The following is a 20,674-nucleotide window of genomic DNA, read 5'->3' on the forward strand; positions in this document are numbered from 1 at the left end:
AATGAAGTTCTACATCTCCCTAGTTGTGGAATATTTGAAAAATTACATGAAAACGCGTCTCACCTACCGATCCGATTTCTGGATTGAGGTTTTTTCCGACTTGATGTTCAACGGTTTAAATTTATTCTTCATTCTCGTCGTATTTTTGCAAACTCAATCGCTTGGTGGCTGGAATCAAGAACAAATTTTGTTCATTTACGGTTATTTTATGATTCCATATGGCATATTCATCACTTTTTTTAACTTATGGGGCTTCAGTGAACGTTATATTGTCAAAGGGGAGATGGACCGCATCCTGACGCGTCCCGCCTACAATCTATGGCAATTGATGCTCGAAAACATGAGTCCATCTTCACTATTTAGCGCATTAGCAGGTTTAATTGTTATGATTTATTCTTGGGCTAAGCTCGGTATCCCATTTCATTGGCATGATCCGCTGGTCTTTATCGTACTGGTGATTGGATCGATTCTCATTTATGCAGGAGTATACATTTCGCTGACATCGCTCGCCTTTTTCTCAGATGCGCCGACAGGTATTCTGCCCTTGATTTGGAACATCCAAAACTACGGACGTTATCCGGCTACGATCTATAATAAACTGCTCCGAACGATCTTGACGTGGATTTTGCCCTTTGCGTTCGTCGGTTTCTATCCGGCCGCTTATTTCATTGATCCAGTGAACTGGAAGTGGTTCGCTTTGCTGACACCGGTTGTTGGGATTGGTTTCAGTATTTTGGGAATTACGGTTTGGAATATAGGTGTGAAACGGTACCGCGGCGCGGGATCTTAAAATTGAAAAAGCCCAGTTCTTGCTAAAAAGCAGGAACTGGGCTTTTTTTAGTATGACTATTTGTTTCGCTTAGGTGCTTTCTTCGCTTTGGAACAGGTCAAGCAGTACCGCCTGCCATAGGCTTTGGCATAAGTGACGATTTTACGGATGATCGCTTTATCTTCGAGCTTGGTGAAAGGACAAGGGTCTGGTCGTGTATTTACTTCCAAGATCCAGGGATTCAGTTTGCGGTCGACTGCGATATCGAGTCCGAGTTCATTCATGGCAGGATAGGAGCGGCTGAATTGCGCAGCAGTTAGCTTTGCTAGTTGCTCCATCTTTTGCAAAAGCAAACTCGTGGCTTCGCTTCCATGCTTGGGTTCAATGAGATCAGCGGCTTTGTAAATGGTACCGCCTTGGCTGCCGTTGGTAACGGCTTTGCGTGGATGAGCAACACGCCCGGCTGTTCCTGTACATTCCCATCCACCGGATGGTTTTTTTTGAATCATGACGCGAAAATCGAAAGGGTTTCCTTCGTGCTTTAAGACGTGAATGCCTTTCTGAATGAGATAACGTTTGCTGCCGCAGCGACTCTTTATAGATTGGAACAGCTTCTCAAACGTTGAAAAGGTGAATATTCGTACCCCGCTTTGATAGCGGTAAATCCCATTTTTTTTATCAACTCGCATTACGCCTATACCTAGAGAGCCAGCATCGGGTTTGACATATATCATTCCGTATCTCGCGAGCATAGCTGATAACCTTTTTTGATTAAAGGGGTGAGTGGGTGGCACATGTTTTTGCAGTTCCTTATTTCTAAGTACAATTCGAGTTTTTATCAGCTTGCTTGCAATGATTTTGCGGGTTTTGTTCATAGATACAATATCCTCTTCTCTATAGAGAAAATAGAATTTCTTTAACATATGAATTGGATGGCATATAGGTGTAAATACCAGACCAGATTTTGTGACAACTAAATCAGGGATAAAGAACTAAGGGCGGGCAAAATGCATAAGATATGTAGTTAGTAGTAGCATGGATTATCGGTTGTTTATGTGGGAAAAGCGGAGAGGAGGAACCACCCTTCCATGCACATTATGGAAACGATACATGGGATGAAACGGCAATTTTCTTGGTATCCACAAGGGATTGACCTAGAGCGGTCGGATGAGGAAAGTGGAGCGTTGACTGCTTTGCCTCTTATGTCTGCAGCTACTTTAGAGACGTTTTACTATACGGAAAATAACCCTTTTCTGCTGCGTGCTGATTTGAATCGGTATCAGACATCGGGTACGAGTTCAAAACGGCGAAAAACGATTTTTTACTCACAATCGGATGAAGAGGCTTACCTGCGCATTAAGCTGGATATTTTCCGAACGATTCTTGATGGACATAAGTATCGGACCGCGATGGCGGATATGGGTACTGGACACGCGGAGGCGACGGCTGTAGAGGTGTTCCGCGAACTGCGTATGGAGGTCGAATCTTTATCCTTCCAACTTCCTGTAGAGCAGCATATTGAAAGACTAGCAAGCTTTAAGCCTGAAGTGCTATATACAATGCCGTCCATTTTAGATCGCATTCTGTTGGCTTCTGTTGACCCTGCTGCGTATGGGATTCGGCATGTTATTTTGGTCGGGGAAATTGCTGCGCCAGGCTGGGTCAAGCGGGTAGCTGAAAGGCTCAGCATCGTTGAGGAACAAATAACAGATACTTATGGTTCTATTGAGATTGGGACAATTGCTTACTTTTCCCATAAACATGGGAGATATCTGTTGGCGGAAGGACTTTTGGCTGAGGGGGTCAACGCGGAGTCGCTCGGAGAAGGTTTGGAGCCTCTGGCGGATGAGCAAGAGCAGGTGCTTATACTGACGTCAACGGTGAGAGACTCGTTTCCTGCATTGCGTTACGTTACTTACGATGTTGTTCGTGATTTGCGTCCTATTATGGTGGATGGTGTTCTTAGACAAAGTTTTCAAAGTATAGTGAAGCGAATAGGGCCTGATCTGAAGCACGGAGAGAAGATAAGTATCTACGATATTGAAGATGTCGTTTATCGTCATTTAGGAAATGCCAGTGTTCGTGTGAATGTGGCGGGTAATTCATTACGTGTATATGTGTACAGTGCGAATTTTGCAACAACAGAAGTTCTGGAAAGTATTCGCTTTGATGTGGAAAATCGCATTCCAGAGATCGGCATGATGATTCGAGCCCGGATATTAGCAGGAATTCAGGTTATCGGAGGTACCTTTGAAGATTCGCTAAGCCGCGCCTCCGTGAAGAATAAAAAAATCTTTTATACGTGAAGGAGGGAATGCGTATGCAGCTTGAAGGGGGTATTGTTGAAGCGGTCGGAGGCACGCCGCTCATTCGACTTGGGCGGTTGTTCAAAGATCAACCATTCGAAGTTTACGGGAAGATGGAGTGGATGAATCCAGGGGGCAGCGCGAAGGATCGGCCAGCACTTTATATGCTTCGAGAAGCGATACGGCGAGGTGAAGTTACCAGCGACAGCGTCATTGTGGAATCGAGTTCAGGTAATTTGGCTATTAGTCTTGCGCAGCTGTGCTGTTATCTGGGACTGCGATTCATCTGTGTGGTGGATCCCCGCACAACGGAGCAGCATAAGCAGATTATCCGCAGCTTCCATGGAGAAATCGATCTTGTCACGGAACCGGACGCGGAGACTGGTGAATTCTTGCCCGCACGGATTCGGAGAGTAGGTGAGCTGGTTGGACAAATACCGAATGCTTATTGGACCAATCAGTATGGGAGTCCAGACAATGCCAAGGCACATATGGAGACGACCATGTCGGAAATCGGAGAACAATTGGGACCGATCGATTACTTATTTTGCGGTGTAAGCTCGTGCGGAACGATTCGAGGGTGTATGGAATATATCCGAAGTCGTGGATGGTCCACACAGATTGTTGCTGTAGATGCGGAAGGCAGTGTCATTTTCGGCGGGGAAAAAGGTTCAAGAAGGTTCCCTGGGCTCGGCGCCGGAATAACACCAGGTCTGTACAGGCATGATGTAGCGGACCTTGTCATGTACGTTTCAGACTTGGACTGCGTGGAAGGCTGCCGTGCTTTGGTGCGGAGTGAAGCGATTTTGGCCGGTGCCTCTTCTGGAGGCGTTATTTCCGCGATCCGCAAAATGAGCGGAAGCATCCCTGAAGGAGCGGTTTGTGCAGCCATTTTGCCAGATCGAGGCGAGCGTTATTTGAACACCGTGTACAACGATGAATGGGTGCTGCAAGAGATAGGCTCTAATCCGAGTACCTGGCATGGGAGACTGGAGTATGATTTATTTACACGATGACCATATCCGAGATATCGGAATCGATTGGACGAAGTTAACTGACATCATCAGAGATGTCGTTGCACTTAAAGACAAGGGTGACAGTGTACACCTCTTAAAGCCGTACTTACGATTCCGTGATCAGGCAAACCGGATTATAGCGATGCCTGCGTTTGTAGGCGGAACTATCGAGATGTCGGGAATTAAATGGATTGCAAGCTTTCCGAACAATAGCCGCCTCGGACTTCCGAGAGCGCATAATACCATTATTCTAAATAGACCTACGACTGGTGAGCCTCTGGCATTTATCCACAGCGGCTTGCTGAATGGCTTGCGGACAGCAGCGGTGAGCGGTGTCATGCTTAGTCATTACATCGCAGCCAGGCAGCCTGCTGATTTGCGCATCTGTGTGATAGGGTGGGGACCCATTGGTCGGTTGCACCTCGATATGTGTATCGCCTTATTCGGAGAAAAGATTAAACGGGTAACAGTGTACGATCTGAAGGGTGTAGTTCCAAGCACGATTCCGGCTGCAGTTAAAGGGATTACTGACATAACAAGCGATTGGCGGTCCGGTTATCGAAGCGCTAATGTAATTGCCACATGTACGGTATCTGCACAAAGGTATATCGACGAGGCTCCGCCAAAAGGGGCACTGCTGCTCAATATATCGCTAAGGGATTATAAGCCGCAAAGTGTAGCCAAGGTGAAGGGGATCATCGTGGATGATTGGCGAGAGGTGTGTCGTGAAAATACGGATATCGAGCAGCTGCATCTGTTGTATGATTTACAGGAATCAGGTGTTCTAACGTTAGCTGATATTGTGCTGCGTAATGGATTAGCAGCTATTGCCGCGGAAGAGTCCGTTTACTTCAATCCGATGGGTTTAGGCGTCTTCGATATTGCTTTAGCCGGGTATTATTGGAAGGAAGCGTTGCAAATGGACAAAGGCATAAGGTTAGAGAGTAGTCGATCTGTTTGATGTGAAAAGTAGCAGCACTGGCCTTGGTGGCGCAGTGCTTTTTTTGACATTTGATAAGGGGGAAAATAGGGAATGGGAAACAGGGAATTGGGAAGGTGAGTTGTACAGCGTGGAGACATTTCCTTGATTTCTTCTGGGCGAGCCCAGAATGCTGTATGTTGGAGATCGTAGATTCATTCTCACAACTGGCAGGCATAACACCAAAATTCGATTTTGAGTCGTTCGGCAGCTAATGTTGCATTTTCTACAACAATTCACAAGCCCAAAGGCTGTTTTGCAGCTTAAAGTTGCAGTTTGTACAACATTTCGAGACCATTTCGTACGAAATGGCCTGATTAGGGCTAAATTGTTGTACAAGATGCAACATCGAGGGGAAAGAGGCGGGATATAGGCTGGAATTGTTGCACTTTTTACAACATCATTTCGACCGAGAAGATGGTTTCATTCATCCGGCACCTCATGTGAGCCTATTAGACGATGAGTTCCGATTTAGACACCTCTATGTAGAACTATATTCGATGGATAAATCGGCGGTCTAGGTTATCCACATAATTACCCACAATTCCACAGGGGAAAAGTCCTGTTGTGCATAACTTCCATGTACTGTGTCAACATATCCACAGATATAGATATCCACAAAGAAAGTTTGGTTTTGAAGCCGTATCTGTCACAAAACACATCCTTATTTCGCCTTATAAATGAAAAGCGAAAACGGAGGGTGATGAACATGAGAAAATACGATACAGCGATTATTGGTGGAGGCTTAGCTGGATTAATTGCGGCCATCGAATTAGCTAAGGGTGGAAATAAAGTGGTTATTTTGGAGAAGTCGGGGCGCTTGGGAGGCAGGGCCATCACGAATAAGAAAAATGGTGTTTTCTTTAACTTAGGCGGGCATGCATTATACCGCGCTGGGAAAGCGTACTCGATTTTACAAGAGCTTGGAGTTCGCATAGATGGGGGGGCGCCTTCATCCAAAGTGAACGCCATCTGGAACAATCACATTCTTCCTATGCCAGCGAGTCCGATGACTATGTTATCATCTAAGCTTCTATCATGGTCTGGCAAAATGACTCTCCTGCGACTGGTGATGAAGTTGAACAAAATCGACTCAACCACATTAAAGCATTCAACCTTGAGGGATTGGGCTGAAGGTGAGATTCCTGATCCGATGGTACGTCATATTTTCTATGCTCTCTGCAGAACCGCCACATACACGCACGATCCCGACTATCAGCTGGCGGGCCCTGTGCTTGCACAAGTACAGCGTTCACTTAAGGGAGTCCTATACCTTCATGGCGGCTGGCAGACGCTCGTGGATCAGCTGCACGACAAAGCGGTTCAAGCAGGAGTGCATATCATTAGCGGCAAAGACGTGAAGGAGATCATGCATGAGGATGGCAAAATTCAAAAGCTTAAGCTTGCCGATGAGGAATATATAGAAATCTCAAACGTGATCAGCACTGCGTCCGCTTCTGAGACCTACAAGCTCGTTCGTGATGCCGATCACACGGTGCTGAAACGGTGGAAGGATGAGGCCCGTCCATCGAAAGCGGCATGCCTTGATTTAGGATTGAAGAAGCTGCCTGTACCCGGACGAGATATTGCGATCGCTCTGGATCAACCCATCTTTTTCTCCCATCATACCTTCCGTGCCAAATTAAGTGATGACGGTACATTGGTTGTGCATTTGGTGAAGTATAACGGACCTGGGGAAAGCGATCCTAAAGCAGATGAGCAGATGCTAACCGCTACCATGAATACACTTCATCCGGGCTGGGAACAAGAAGTTGTCTCAAGACAATTTCTACCGAATATAACAGTTGTTCACGACTATATGCATATAGGTAAATCAGATGGGGTTACAGGTCCGGCTGTTCAGGGAATTCGTGGCCTCTACGTTGCTGGGGACTGGGTCAGTCATGGTGAAATGCTCGCAGACACATCAGCGGCAAGCGCCAAACGAGCAGCAGAGGCTATTTTAAAAGAAAGTCATTTAGCTTAAAATTGTCATATCATCTAAATAGAGTGAGGAGCTGTGCGATATGGAGTTAGCCGGATCTTCCGAGCAGGTGTATACATCGTATAAACCGCTTTTGTTCTCACTTGCTTATCGGATGCTTGGGAGTGTTATGGATGCTGAGGACGTTGTACAGGAGGCATTTCTATATGTGAGTGAGACGAAGCTGGCGCATGTCAACAATCCTAAAGCGTATTTATGCAAAATCGTTACCAATCGGTGTATCGATAAGCTGCGTTCCGCCAGCAAAAAGCGCGAAGTCTACGTAGGTCCGTGGCTACCGGAACCACTTATAATGAGTGCTGACAACCAGACAGAACCTGATCGCTATTATTCGCAAAAAGAGTCCCTTTCGACCGCGTACTTGTTGCTTCTGCAGCAGCTGTCTTGGGTAGAGAGGGCGGTATTCTTACTGAGAGAGGTACTCCAATACGAATACGACGAAATTGCTGAGATTGTTGGGAAAAGCAGTACCAATTGCCGGCAAATTTTTCGTAGAGCCAAAAGCGCCATTAGCAGCTTTCCAGATCGTGGCGGTGATCCAAAGGTGCTGCAGAAGCAGCCTGTAATGGAACAAACTTCAGCTGTCGTGGAACAATTCGTGCAGGCTTTAGTATCTGGCAACATCGGTCAGTTGTTGAGCATCGTCAAAACGGATGCCGTCCTTTACTCTGACGGTGGAGGTAAGGTTAAAGCGGCTGTTAAGCCTATTATGGGGGCGGAACGGATCGCCATGTTTATGTCAGGCCTGCTTTCCAAAGTGCCGCCTGGCTTCAGTTATTCTTTAGCGACCGTGAATGGACAAATGGGCATTGTGGCTTACGATGATGGTCTACCATACAATGTAATTTCCTTTCATGTTGTTGATGGCCAGATAGCTGCTATCTATCTCGTAATTAATCCTGACAAATTGAGGCATATATAAATCAGCGCTACTCAACCTTCTTACACATGATCTCTCAGGGATTATGCGGAGGAAGGTTTTTTTTGTGCACTCCTCAAATGGCTTTAAATCAGTTGGCTTCTGAAATTCACTGCAACTACTGCCAGTTCTCGCCAGCGCCAAGCCTTTCTCTCAGTGATCTTGAGTAAAAAGGATTTTTATGCAACAATTGGAAATTAATTGCGTCTAAGTAGTAAAGAATCAAAAAGATGTGAGGTGCAGTTGATAGATGAAGTCCATACTCTTATTGCTATTATTTGCATGTGGTTTGTCTAGTATCGGGAACCAAGGTGACGTCGCCGTTCCCCCAACTGAGGTGGAAAGTGTCTATGAGCTCCCATCCCCGAATCCTGCAGCTCCGCTGCCTGAAAACTTGCAGGATCGAATATTTCATCTTGAAAATGTGTATAAACAATTATCTGTTAAGCCAATGAGTATTTCTAAGTCTGAGGGTGAATACCCCAATGGTGCATTTCATCTCCAGCTTCTGAAGCTAGGTAATCATCGTGAGGAATTGAGCTTACAGGAGAAAGGCCAGATTAAAGAAGCCATCTATAAGGCCATAGGGTCACGTTTCTCACTTGATATTACAACTTTGGTTATACCGAGTGAGGAGGAGTTGGTTGGGGTTATATCCGAAATAGATAGGGAGGATTCTAAGATGCTCCTTGTCAATACTGAAGCCTGTTCTGATAAGGAATGCAAGAAAATAGAGAAGTTCTGGGTCAATCTCTATGAAGATACGATCATAACGAATACCAGCAACGGTACAAGTAAGTTTGAGGATCTTAAACTAGGAGATTGGCTGCATATATGGACTACAGGAGCTGTAATGCTAAGTTCTCCTCCGCAATATACAGCACTTGATATTGAGGTGGTGGAGCCTGAAGATGAAACGCCAGTTGCACTTTCAGCATTAATGAAGACAGACTTTAATGGCATTAAACAAATCGATGTCAGATTCGGCGACGGTAAAAAGCTGGCCATTACAGATACGAAGTCTCTAGAAGATATTTCGTCAAAATTGAAAAGAATTGAACTTATACGAGCCAATGATAAAAGAACAATTTATGGGTCTTTGTACGGTATGGAATTAACCATTGGGGATAACAAGTTTTATTATGGTACCAGTCTAACGTTTGATAACATTAAATATAAGCAAAATTCAGTTACAACCGAACTAAACGACTATGTTATAGCTTTGAAGAACATGTAATCCGAATCACTTAGGTGGCATACGATGATAAAAAAAGCTGCTCACGAAGTCTTCACGATTCATAGCAGCTTTTTCTTGTTAATCAAAGAGCTTTTCGGATCACCTTTTTATAGTGCAGAACAGAGAGTATGCCGAATATCGAGTATAAGACGGTATACAGCACCATCACAATGATCATTGGCGTCCATAGCTCAGCTCCGAAAAGAAACCATCCCGACTGGACGGCGAAATAGCTGTGGATCAGCCCGACGACCAAGGGGATTCCGAAGTTAAAGATTTGTTTGATCTGAATGCCTTTTAACAAATCGTCCTGTGTAAAACCAAGCTTCCTTAGAATCGTATACGTCGGCTTTTCATCTTCGCTTTCATCCATTTGTTTGAAATATAAGATGCAGCCAGATGTAATAAGGAAGGTTAGTCCTAAGAAGCCGACGATGAACATAATGAGTCCCATTCTATTTTTCTGCTCATTGGCCATATCTTGGCGGGAATCATAGGACTTATTTTTACCAAAGCCCAGCTCATGAAAGATCTGATTCGCTTCGGGAAGCTTCGCTTCATTCTCAATATCAATTCCAAAATACATGGATGACTCTTTTTGAATCGTGGGATTCATATCTTGCTTTAGACGCTTGAATACCGAATCGTCAACGATAGCGACTGGCTGACCGCCATTCGAAAAGTACCATGAAACCATGTATTGCTTCTCAGAGCCTAAATAAGTTTGTGGAATAACGACTTGTTGTCCGCTAAATTGGATCTGGCCGGCATCTTTAAGTTTCATAAATTTTTCCAATAGATCATTGGTACCGGTAAAAATCGTTTGTTCTGAAGTCAGATCGATGAATGGCGCGTCCTTGTCACTGACAACAGGAATCGTCATGTTACTCGGATCAAGGAGAAGACCCTTCATATTGGAATCCAAGATATCCTTTAGATTGGCCTTGACCTGAACGACCTCAATCGAAGTATCCTTGTGCTTGATTTGATTGGCATCTAGCGCTGCTTTAAATTTATTAGCATCTTGTACATTCGTAATGGCAAAGTGGGCTGGCACGCTATTTTTTGCCGTTTTTTCCGCAGAGTAATAGGAAATGTAGCTTAAAGATAACAAACCGATGGAAAGCGCGGATACAGTTGTAATGACAGTCAATAACAAGGCATTCGATTTCATGCGAAACATGATGGATGAAAGCGATAAAACCTCGCGAACATTTAAATAGCCGTTTTTCCTGCTTCGGATGACGTTAAGGATTAAGCGGACAGACCCTTTTTAGAATAGATAGGTTCCGAAGATGACGGAGGCCAGAATAAAGATCATGGCCGAAAAGATGGCAACCATTGTCATGAAATCTCCGCTAAACAGCTTCGAGGAAACGTAGTAGCCTAGCAAAATAAGGATCAATCCCAGTATCCCCATGATGGCTTCCGAAGTAGACAATCTTTTCACCTTCACTTCAGTTGAGGTAGAGACGCGAAACAACGATAAAATGCTCTGTCTTTTAATGAACATATAATTGACAAGCATGATGAACAAGTAGACAGCGCTAAATATAACGAGGGTTTGGATCAATGCTTGTGACGAAAATTGCAGCGTAGCGGCAGCTTTAACACCTGTAATTTGAAATAAAATCATCAGGATGAGCTTAGACACGGAAAATCCAATAAACGACCCGACGATTAATGAAGCGAAATACAGGATGAAGTTCTCGGTGCTAAGAATGCGGAAAATTGCGCTTTTCGTCATTCCGATTAATTGCAATAAGCCGATTTCTTTACTGCGCCTTTTCATAAAGATGTTGTTGGCATACAGATTAAAGATGGCGACAATCGCAACAAGTAAAATGGAGGCTGCACGAATGGAAGCGGCACCTTTAATTGAACCTTTGGTTTGGTCTAAAGCAGGGTCATACTGCAGGGTGACAAATGCGAAATAAAGCGCGACGCTGAACATTAAGGCAAACACGTACAGGTAATAATGCTTGATGTTGGACTTCAGATTTTGAAAAATCAGCTGGTTAACGCTCATCTTGCACCCCGCCCAGAACACCCTGAGTCTTCATGATGTCTTGAAAGAAGGTCTGTCTGGATTCTTGACCTTTATATAATTGGGTATAGATTTGACCGTCCTTAATAAAGATGACTCTGCTGCTGTAGCTGGCGGCGACTGAATCATGGGTAACCATAACGATGGTTGCTTTCCGTCGTTGATTCAGTTCATTAAGCTTGTTAAGTAAATCGGATGCGGATTTGGAATCGAGTGCACCGGTGGGCTCGTCGGCAAAAATAATACTTGGTTCATGAACAAATGCTCTTGCCGCAGAGGTCCGCTGTTTCTGTCCGCCTGAGATTTCATTAGGATACTTATCTTTAATTTCAAAAATGCCGAGCTCTGTTGCTACCGCTTGAAATTTGTTATCGGCTTCTTGCTTCGAGGCTTTGGTAATGGACAGCGGTAAAAGGATATTCTCCTTAACAGTCAATGTATCCAGAAGGTTATAGTCCTGAAAGATAAACCCCAGATGATGCTTGCGGAATTCAGCCAACTGCTTCTCTTTCATGGCCGTAATTTCTTGGCCTTCGATTTTAATAGAGCCCTGACTTAACCTGTCAATGGAAGAGAGTACATTAAGCAAAGTTGTTTTCCCTGAGCCGGATGCGCCCATGATGCTGACGAATTCCCCTTTTTCAATACTGATATCCAGGCCCTTAAGCACCTCTTGCTTATTAAGTTTATTGCCATAGCTTTTATGGATTTTGACTGCTTCCAAAATATTCATTTCATTCACTCCTCTTCTACGATAGCTTTATTATAAAAAGCTTTGAATTCTTTTTCCTTCGATTGAACGAACAAAGAAGAAAGGCATGTGACAATGTCGTCACATGCCCGTAATCCGGACAGTTTCATTTGGTTGTGGAAAGGTGAGTGTAAAGGTTGTTCCTATGCCTTCTTCTGAATGTACAGCAATATGGATGGACAAGGCGTGTGACGCTTTTTGGGCCAAATATAAGCCCATACCTGTTGCAGCGCTGTCCTTATGCCAAGTCGTAGAAGTAAAGCCTTTATCAAAGATACGAGGAAGATCCTTAGGGTTGATTCCACGGCCGTGGTCTTTTACCTCGAGCACTGAACGCTCATGCTGCTGGAAGCTCTTTACTATGATATCCAAAGAGTTGCTGTCGCTGTATTTCACTGCGTTCGTTAAGAGCTGCCGTAAGATAAAGGCTAACCATTTCGCATCGCTGAGCACTTTCGTGACTTCGAATTGTACGTCAAAGCCGATTCCTTTTTGTATGCACCACGACTTCAACGTCTTGATCTCCATATAAGTAAGAGCATCAAGATCTACGTGCTCGATATACAGGTCGTTCTCCATAAAGGGCAAACGTTTATGGTGGAGCTGCTGGTCCAGCAGCAGATGAATCCGCAGCCATTCATAGGTTAAAGCAGCTTTCATGGCTTCATCATCCAAGCGGTCAATCATTAAACGCATGGCCGTGAGAGGTGTCTTCACTTCATGAATCCAGGACAGCAGCTCGTCTTTTTCTTGTTCTAACGCCACTTGGTGCCGTGAGGCGATTTGACTCAGCCGCTCGGTCAGGCCCGTCATACTGGTCTCGACAATGTGTTCAAACGGGCTTTCAGCATCGGCGATACTTGCGAGATCGAGAAAGTTTTCTCGTTCTTCCAACCGTTTATAGAACTTTGTTTCTTTGTTGTAACGGATTACCAGAAAGATAACAAACAAGGTCGTGAATAAAAAAACAATATAGAGAATAGGGGAGAAGGGAATCTCATAATCGAGATAAGCGATAAAAAGGAGCAGCCCTTGCCCAAACAAAAAAAGCAGGATCCAGCTCTTCCTTTCCATAACATATTTTTTAATCATGGAAAGGGGACTCCTCTGCAGCGATGTAACCCTGACCGACCTTCGTTTCGATAAATCGTCCTAAGCCAATCTCGTCCAGCCGTTTCCGCAGCCGATTGACATTCACAGTCAAGGTATTGTCGCTTACAAAACGCTGGTCATCCCATAAGCTGTTAATCAATTCTTCCCGACTCACGATCGTGTTCTTATGTTCAATCAACATTTTCAAGATATAGATTTCATTCTTCGTCAACTCAATCGATCCTGCTTGATTAGTAACCGCATTTTTCTCGTAATCCACAGTTGCGCCGCACCATGTTTTGAGCTTGATGGATTCCGTGTTGTAGTTATAGACGCGCCTAAGAATGGCTTGGATCTTCGCAACGAGCACATCAAAATGAAAGGGTTTCTGAATAAAATCATCCGCTCCTAGCTGCATAGACATGACCATGTCAGTGGGGTGATCGCGTGAAGACAGAAATACAATCGGAATGTTGGAATGGGTCCGAATCATTCGGCACCAATGAAACCCGTCAAATTTGGGCAGTTGAATATCAATGATAACTAAATCAGGTTTTAGGGCAATAAACTCTTCAACCACTCGGCTAAAATCCATGATGCCGTGTACGTCGTATGACCATTTGGCCAGCCTGTCCCTGATCTCCGTAAACAGGGTTACGTCATCTTCAATGAGCAAGATCTTAAACATTAGGAATCACTCCACTAGCGTCGAATTTCTAAACCTCATTGTAATGGAAATTAGAGGCTTGTGCTACGTAGATAAAAAAAGCTGCTCACGAAGTCATTTGTGACGACTCGTGGCAGCTTATTCTGCTATTGTTACGAATCAGAAGTTTCGTCGTCTGCATAAATGGAGTGAATGTTTCCTTCAGGATCAGCGAAGAAGGCGGTTGTCTGTCCCCACGGCATAATAGTTGGTGCTTTAATTGCAATAGCACCTTTGGTAAGGATGTCGCTATACGTTTTTTGGACTAATTCCGGTGAATCACAGGGGAAACAGAGCTCGAATGATTGACCTTTACGTTCTTCTAAAAAGGAGCTATGTCCATCGGTGTTAACAGCCATTAGTCTTTTTGAGCAAATAGAAAAACGGACCCCTATATTCTCGAATTCAACATATTCTTCAGAATCAACAATTATTTTAAAACCTAGTGCATCACGATAAAACTGAGCTAAATGAGGCACGTCATTCGATAGAGTCGTAATTACGGATATGTTGGCTTTCATTAAGAACACTTCCTCTCCTTTTTAAACTACCATATTTTTCCTTGTAAAAGCTAGCCTGGATAAGATCTGTTTGATGTTCTCCCATAGAATGTCGCATAATGAATAAAGACAATAGCCGGATAATTAGAGGAGAGAACATAGATGAGCAAAAAGATACAGATTGAGACAGAGAAAGCCAAGCGACTGGCACCATCATTTACACTACCTGCATCCAACGGGAAAAACGTATCTTTACAGGATTTTAAAGGGAAGAAGCTTGTCATTTACTTTTATCCACAAGACAACACGCCAACCTGTACCCAACAATCGTGCGATTTTCGTGACTATAATGGTAAGTTTGCACAGCTAGGCGTAGAAGTGATCGGAATTAGCCCTGATGAGCTGAAAGCTCACGATAAGTTCATTGCAAAATATGAGCTGCCGTTCCTACTGCTCTCTGACCCTGACCATCAGGTAGCTGAGAAGTTTGGTGTATGGGCATGGAAGAAGCTATATGGCCGCGAGTATATGGGGATTGTTCGGTCTACTTTCCTCATAGATGAAGAGGGATATATCGTCAAGGAATGGAGTAAAGTGAGGATTAAGAATCACGTACAATCGGTTTTGGACGCTGTAATGGCATTGAATGCAAGCAGTTAATACGCCACAAAGAATGATGGAACTTTTTTACAAATTACTCGTCTAATCAATTGCAAGGGAGAACATTTGTGAAGAGGGGAAAGCGATGAAAAAGAAGCTGATTGTTTCGATATTGTCTATTCTCATGGCATATGGAAGTACAGCGTACGGGGCTGTGGAGGAAACCCATTGGGTGATGAAGGAGCTTAAGGATTACAAGCAGTACATCGTGCCTTATTGGGATAATGCGTCGACACAAGGTACGATCACGCAGAAAGAGTGGGATTCATTCCAGCGAAATGTGCTGGACTCTGGCAAGCTGGATAAACCCATACTGCTCGATGATTGGGCGACCGCTCTTAAAATGGCGGTTGATTTGCCGGAAAAAGACCGTGATACCTGGATCAGCATGTATGTTCACGAGCTGGGGCAAGGGACGGAAATTACCCGTGAAAATGGTGTCGGCGGGATGGTAAAGCTGTTGATCGGTTCTTACTTCAAGGGGAGCTGGTCTGCAGAAGAAGTAAAGCCTGCAAAAGCTCTGCTGGATCTCCAGGATATCAACGATAAGCAGCGAGGTCTGGTTGAGATTGCGTATGTCCATGGCATTTTGGATGATTCAGTGAAAGAAAAGTTTAGGCCGAACGAGATGCTGACGAATGCCGAAGCCATTTCTATGATGTTTAAGGTAATGGGGGAATTGGCGTATGCCAAGCCGGATCTACCGGCAAACCATTGGCTCAGCGAAGAGCTGGAGTCAGCTTACCAAAGCAATAAGCTTCCAAAGCCGATGCTTAAGGTGCTGCGTCGTGCTTTTCAAGATCCGATGAACACCGAACGCAATATTCCTGTTGGTTTGTGGCATGAAATGCTAGTTTCAGGGCTGCCGGTACCTGCCTATATAAAGGAGAAAGCGTTTATGTATACGCTCGCCTATGATAAGGACGGAGGAATACTACGGGACAGAGCTGTAGTTGGAGTAACTAAGCTGGGGAAAAATCCAAGAAGCGCAACTGCGGAGGAAAGAATGAAAGCTGAACAAGCGTTTGCAGATTATGGCGCTGCTTTTGACTCCGATAAAATCGCGGTTGCTTACGGAGAAGGCCTTTTGGAGGGACGGAACGGTCAAAGCTTCGGCGTCCACGGTTACCTAACCTATGCTGAGGCGGCTGTTCTTGCTATCCGTGCAAGCTTAAGGGAGGCTTTGAACGATACCCCTTTGCTAATTGATGAGAAGACCGCATTGCAAATAGCCAAAGAAACGGACCCCGATTCTGAAGCCGAATGGAAAGTAACCTTCAAGAAGGGGCTGGTGCTCCATTACAACACGAACAGGTCAATCTATGATGGATGGGTCGTAGAAGCAGTCTATCCAGCAGGAAACAAAATGGTTGTATATATTGATGCCAGAACGGGTAAAATCATGGTCCTTTCGGAGATTGAAGCTTTCCTATAGGGTAGATAGAGGAGTCAAGCTCGAGCCAATTGGCATGTTTTTTTGATAAAGTTCCTAACTAGCCGTATTGTTGTATTTTGTGCAACAATATGGCGCTTTCTCTGGACAAATAGGCAAATTGTTGTACCGCGTACAACAATTTGGTGAGAATCGCTCAGAATTAGGTGTTTTTAGCTCAAATTGTTGTACGAAGTACAACAATATCAAGCTACTCCGGCTGAGGGGAGATATATTGTTGCACAAAATACAACTTAGAATATCGTGAACTTAGAAGAAAATAAAGGGTATAAAATAGTTCAACATTAAAGTAAAATTATGCTGTTATATAAATATATTCATAGTTCTTGAAAGGATTTTTTCACATGTGGATGATGCTCAAAGACCGAAGAATGACGTTTCTCATGATAGCCAATATCTTATCCTCGATCGGCTCAGGAATAACCATGATCGGCGTGCCGTGGCTGTTAGTGAATCGAGCCGGGGGAAGTGAGATCTATGGCTACGCGACGCTGGCATCTACCATTATACTTTTCTTCCTATCGCCGCATATCGGCGTGTATATTGATCGTATTTCCCGAAAGAAAATGCTGCTGGGCAGTGAAGTTGTCGGCGGATCAGTCACGCTGCTATTTGCACTCTGGGGATTAAGTGCAGGCCACTTCGAAACGTGGCAGTTGATCGTTATTTATTTTAGCGGTTCTCTGTACTACAACGTTCACTTTCCAACCCAGTTCGCTTTTACACAAGAGATATTCTCGAAGGAGCAGTACAAAACGTTAAATTCCATCCTCGAAGTCCAAAATCAATCCACATCGATGATCGCGGGCGGCTTGGCCAGTCTACTGATTGATCATATTGATTTTGCGTGGATTCTACTAGCGGACGCGATGACTTACTTTTTGGGCTTTGGTCTATTTTTGCTTATTCCTTATATCAAGAACAGGTCCGTCACGGCAAACGGCGCCGTCTCCATGTGGTCGAATATCAGAGAAGGCTTCGCTTATTTGAAAACGAGACCGTTATTAGTTATGTTTTTCCTTTGCGCGTTGATGCCGTTTCTTTGTGTAATGGTCGGTAATTACCTTTACCCCGTGTATATCACAAGTGTCCTACATGGTGGGGCCAATGTTCTCGGGGCAGCCGATATGATTTTTGCCATCGGAGCTGTCGTGGCCGGTTTGACGGTCCCGCTGCTCATGCAGCGTTTGGGCTCATATTATACGACGATTCTCTCGTTTGTCATTTTCAGTTTGTCGATTGTTTTCTTTTACGTATTCCCTCTAGTCTCTATTTTTCTCCTGTTCAAAACGTTGAACGGATGGGGGAATGCGGGGAGCCGCGTAGCGCGCAATACGATTTTGATGGAAATGGTTCCGAATCATTTGATCGGTCGTGTGAATAGCTTTTTCAACACTGTAGGGATGGGTATGCGAGTTCTACTCATTGGTATCTGTACACAAATTGTTTCTTTTCAAGGCGCTAGAATGGCCATTCTTTTGCTCGGAGTCTTATTAGTCGTTAGTTTCATAGGTCTTATTGGCAGCAAGCCCTTGTTTAATGTGACAACGCAAACGAAAAATGAGGCTGTACCGCAAGAAATTTAGCCATAAATTGAACAAAGGCAGATCAGGTTCTTTCACAGGAAACTACCCTTCTCACTCCGAGATGGGTAGTTTTTGTTGTAGTGACATACTCTTGATCGTTCTCCCATATAATCTATCAGAGCTAGCAAAATGATAGAACAAGCGGAGGGATCATCGGATGCGTTTTCAGGTACAACGTGCGACCAACTGGCAGAAAAGAGTTCAACTTTGGGTGGTAGTCCTTTTACTAGTTTCTCTATTTTTCCTTACGATTCCGGCAAAAGCAGCGGAGAGCGATGGAAACTCCGCACAAGCACAAGAAGGGCAAGATCTTTATCAAAAGCTCAAAACAGGTAAGCGCCAGCAGAGTGAGAAGACGTATGAAACACCGGAACAGCCTACCGTTTACTTAACCTTTGATGACGGTCCTAGCAAGCTGACGAGTCAGGTGCTGGATATTTTAGATAAAGAGAATGTGAAAGCTACTTTTTTCGCACTTGGCGAGCAAGCTCAGGCACACCCTGATTTGGTGAAAAGAATCGTGCAAGACGGGCATACATTAGGCAATCATTCCTATAATCATGTATATAAAGAGCTGTATAGCGATTTCCAAACCTTTTGGGACCAAATCCAACGTAGTGAGGACATATTTGCCAGTTTGGCTGATACCAGACCGCAATTGGTGCGCGCCCCTGGAGGTACATATACGAATTTCGATTCGTACTACTACTATTTGATGGATCAAGCAGGTTATATCGTTACGGACTGGAATGTTGACAGCGGTGATTCCAAAAGAGCGCATGTACCTGTGAATGAAATTTGGCAAACGATTAAAGGATCACCGCTCGAACACGAGATCAACATCCTGTTTCATGATGGCAGCGGGCATGAGTCAACGGTAGAGGTATTGCCTCAAGTCATCAGCTATTACAAAAAATTAGGTTACGCGTTCGCTCCCCTTACTTCTCAGGTTAAGCCCAAACAATTCCCAGTGGGTAAGCCGAAGTGGTCGAGAAACATGAGTTTGGCCCATTTCCAAGACTTATTGAAAGAAACGCATCAATATGCTTTAGCACATATTCAGACGGATCAAGACCAGAAGGATGCTGAACAGCAGCTTGCCAATCAGACGGTTGCAGCCAGAGAAGAAACGGCACAAATTCTATCCGCGCAAGCGGTGTTGCCGCTGCAAGTACATGTGGTCGGAGGCAGCAGTTTTACAATTGAACCTCCAGAGTACCAGCTGCGTGCTAACCGGATTGAAATGTCTATGCGCTTTCTCATAGAGAAAATGGGCGGGCAAGTAGAATGGCTGGCTGAAAAGAAGACGGCAAATGCACATTTTGGTGTTTATGATTTGGAATATGATTTGTCCGCTAGAAGCATCAGGCTTTATACCCTAGGTAATAGCGTGGCTACCTATTCATTAGCGGATATGGATTTCAAAGACGGTAAGATCATCGTTCCTTTACGAAAAACCATAGATTTACTAGGCGGGCGAATTACGGATACGGTCATAGAATCTAATAAGCGAGAGGTATCTGTGGCATTACGGCCTTTTTATATATTTAAAGAGAATGATAGTCTTCTGAAAAACTCTCTATTTGCCATGGGAGGGTAATGTCTAAAATAGTAGAGGGCTGGAAAAACTAGAAGCATACCCTTATAAAGGAGGCTTCTTGTCTATGCAGTCGAAAACCCGAATATTCGATCAGCCGCAGCCTCTTGTGGAACGGATGATCATGAACGTAGAGAAAGTGATAGTTGGAAAGAGAGAGACGATAGAGAAAGCGTTCGTTGCTATGTTGAGCGGCGGCCATCTTTTGTTAGAAGACGTACCCGGTGTTGGGAAGACGATGCTTGTGCGTGCCTTGGCAAGGACGATTGGTTGTGAGTTTAAGAGAATTCAGTGCACCCCTGATTTATTGCCGTCAGATGTAACCGGTGTGTCTGTATTTAATGTGAAGACGAATGATTTTGAGTTTCGCCCTGGACCTTTAATGACACCCATCGTGCTGGCAGACGAAGTCAACCGTACCTCACCAAAGACACAGTCTGCTTTCTTAGAAGCGATGGAAGAGAAGCGGGTCACTATTGATGGAGTGAGTTATGAATTGCCTAAACCCTTCGTTTTATTAGCTACGCAAAACCCTGTGGACTATGAAGGTACTTATGCGCTGCCAGAAGCGCAGATGGATCGATTTATGATGAAGTTATCACTTGGTTATCCAACACCTGAGCAAGAAATTCTGATGCTGGATCGCCTACAGGATCGCCAGCCTCTGGATCACTTGAAGCCGGTTATCGTACAGGATGAGTTTGTTCAATTGCAAAGAGAAGCAACGATGATTCATGTCGATAATACGTTAAAAGATTTCATTGTTCGCCTGGCCTTGGCAACAAGGGAGCATGCTGATTTGTACTTGGGTGCAAGTCCACGAGCATCTTACGCTTTGATGCGCGCTGCGCAAACGTCTGCTTATATGAAGGGCAGAAGCTTCGTGGTACCAGATGACATTAAGGATTTGGTGCTGCCGATCTGGACACACCGGCTTATTTTGACTTCCGAAGCACGAATGACTGGCAAGTCTGCGGATACGATTTTGACAGGTTTACTAGCCTCCTTACAAACTCCTGTTCTTCGTTACGTCTCGGGGAAGTAGGGCCTA

The 20,674-nt window shown here is 44.5% G+C and carries 17 protein-coding genes and 1 pseudogene; 12 read left to right on the plus strand and 6 right to left on the minus strand.

Going from position 1 to position 20,674, the window contains the following annotated elements; translation table 11 throughout:
- Position 1: 1 nt before the first annotated feature.
- Positions 2–790: an ABC transporter permease gene (locus ASD40_RS11875; protein WP_057303496.1), complete on the plus strand. Its 789-nt coding sequence runs from the start codon at positions 2–4 to the stop codon at positions 788–790.
- Between the two features lie 56 nt (positions 791–846).
- On the opposite strand, the gene ASD40_RS11880 is transcribed toward ASD40_RS11875, so the two are convergent.
- Positions 847–1,644: a YheC/YheD family protein gene (locus ASD40_RS11880; RefSeq protein WP_057303497.1), complete on the minus strand. Its 798-nt coding sequence runs from the start codon at positions 1,642–1,644 to the stop codon at positions 847–849.
- Between the two features lie 213 nt (positions 1,645–1,857).
- On the opposite strand from ASD40_RS11880, the gene ASD40_RS11885 reads away from it, so the two are divergent.
- The 6 genes from ASD40_RS11885 (at position 1,858) to ASD40_RS11910 (ending at position 9,231) form a co-directional block, all read left to right on the plus strand.
- The gene (locus tag ASD40_RS11885; protein WP_235549232.1) at positions 1,858–3,075 is read left to right on the plus strand and encodes a CoF synthetase; all 1,218 of its coding nucleotides are present in this window, start codon (positions 1,858–1,860) and stop codon (positions 3,073–3,075) included.
- A 14-nt stretch (positions 3,076–3,089) separates the two neighbouring features.
- Positions 3,090–4,091 (plus strand): 2,3-diaminopropionate biosynthesis protein SbnA, encoded by a 1,002-nt coding sequence (sbnA, locus tag ASD40_RS11890; RefSeq protein WP_057303498.1) that lies wholly within the window; start codon positions 3,090–3,092, stop codon positions 4,089–4,091.
- Positions 4,072–5,052, plus strand: coding sequence for a 2,3-diaminopropionate biosynthesis protein SbnB (locus ASD40_RS11895; protein WP_057303499.1), 981 nt, complete (start codon positions 4,072–4,074; stop codon positions 5,050–5,052). The genes sbnA and ASD40_RS11895 overlap by 20 nt, the downstream gene beginning before the upstream one ends.
- 727 nt (positions 5,053–5,779) lie before the next feature.
- A complete protein-coding gene (locus tag ASD40_RS11900; RefSeq protein WP_235549233.1) occupies positions 5,780–7,057 on the plus strand; it encodes a phytoene desaturase family protein in 1,278 nt (425 codons plus the stop codon).
- 40 nt (positions 7,058–7,097) lie between these two features.
- The gene (locus tag ASD40_RS11905; RefSeq protein WP_057303501.1) at positions 7,098–7,997 is read left to right on the plus strand and encodes an RNA polymerase sigma-70 factor; all 900 of its coding nucleotides are present in this window, start codon (positions 7,098–7,100) and stop codon (positions 7,995–7,997) included.
- Positions 7,998–8,244: 247 nt separating this feature from the next.
- Positions 8,245–9,231, plus strand: a complete 987-nt coding sequence (locus ASD40_RS11910; protein ID WP_057303502.1) for a DUF3221 domain-containing protein — start codon at positions 8,245–8,247, stop codon at positions 9,229–9,231.
- 82 nt (positions 9,232–9,313) lie between these two features.
- Here ASD40_RS11910 and ASD40_RS11915 read toward each other — a convergent pair.
- The 5 genes and pseudogenes from ASD40_RS11915 to ASD40_RS11935 form a co-directional block, all read right to left on the minus strand.
- Positions 9,314–11,260 (minus strand): annotated as a pseudogene (locus tag ASD40_RS11915) (FtsX-like permease family protein).
- The gene (locus ASD40_RS11920; RefSeq protein ID WP_057303503.1) at positions 11,250–12,011 is read right to left on the minus strand and encodes an ABC transporter ATP-binding protein; all 762 of its coding nucleotides are present in this window, start codon (positions 12,009–12,011) and stop codon (positions 11,250–11,252) included. Before ASD40_RS11920 ends, ASD40_RS11915 begins: the two are co-directional and overlap by 11 nt.
- 99 nt (positions 12,012–12,110) lie before the next feature.
- Positions 12,111–13,121 carry a sensor histidine kinase gene (locus ASD40_RS11925; protein WP_057303504.1) on the minus strand — a complete coding sequence of 337 codons (1,011 nt, stop codon included), beginning with the start codon at positions 13,119–13,121 and terminating at the stop codon, positions 12,111–12,113.
- Positions 13,114–13,809 (minus strand): response regulator transcription factor, encoded by a 696-nt coding sequence (locus ASD40_RS11930; RefSeq protein ID WP_057303505.1) that lies wholly within the window; start codon positions 13,807–13,809, stop codon positions 13,114–13,116. The genes ASD40_RS11925 and ASD40_RS11930 overlap by 8 nt, the downstream gene beginning before the upstream one ends.
- 131 nt (positions 13,810–13,940) lie before the next feature.
- Positions 13,941–14,348, minus strand: a complete 408-nt coding sequence (locus tag ASD40_RS11935; protein ID WP_057303506.1) for a VOC family protein — start codon at positions 14,346–14,348, stop codon at positions 13,941–13,943.
- Between the two features lie 141 nt (positions 14,349–14,489).
- Here ASD40_RS11935 and bcp point away from each other — a divergent pair, with 141 nt between their 5' ends.
- From bcp to ASD40_RS11960, 5 genes are all read left to right on the plus strand, one after another.
- Positions 14,490–14,987 (plus strand): thioredoxin-dependent thiol peroxidase, encoded by a 498-nt coding sequence (bcp, locus tag ASD40_RS11940; protein WP_057303507.1) that lies wholly within the window; start codon positions 14,490–14,492, stop codon positions 14,985–14,987.
- An 85-nt stretch (positions 14,988–15,072) separates the two neighbouring features.
- Positions 15,073–16,422, plus strand: a complete 1,350-nt coding sequence (locus tag ASD40_RS11945; protein ID WP_057303508.1) for an S-layer homology domain-containing protein — start codon at positions 15,073–15,075, stop codon at positions 16,420–16,422.
- A 362-nt stretch (positions 16,423–16,784) separates the two neighbouring features.
- On the plus strand, positions 16,785–18,026 hold the full coding sequence (locus ASD40_RS11950; protein WP_057303509.1) for an MFS transporter: 1,242 nt from the start codon (positions 16,785–16,787) through the stop codon (positions 18,024–18,026).
- Positions 18,027–18,183: 157 nt separating this feature from the next.
- A complete protein-coding gene (locus ASD40_RS11955) occupies positions 18,184–19,626 on the plus strand; it encodes a polysaccharide deacetylase (protein WP_057303510.1) in 1,443 nt (480 codons plus the stop codon).
- Positions 19,627–19,690: 64 nt separating this feature from the next.
- Complete coding sequence (locus ASD40_RS11960; RefSeq protein ID WP_057303511.1) at positions 19,691–20,668, plus strand: AAA family ATPase; 978 nt, start codon at positions 19,691–19,693, stop codon at positions 20,666–20,668.
- Positions 20,669–20,674: the final 6 nt, after the last annotated feature.

This window comes from Paenibacillus sp. Root444D2 (assembly GCF_001426375.1).
In the GTDB taxonomy this organism is placed as follows: domain Bacteria; phylum Bacillota; class Bacilli; order Paenibacillales; family NBRC-103111; genus Paenibacillus_E.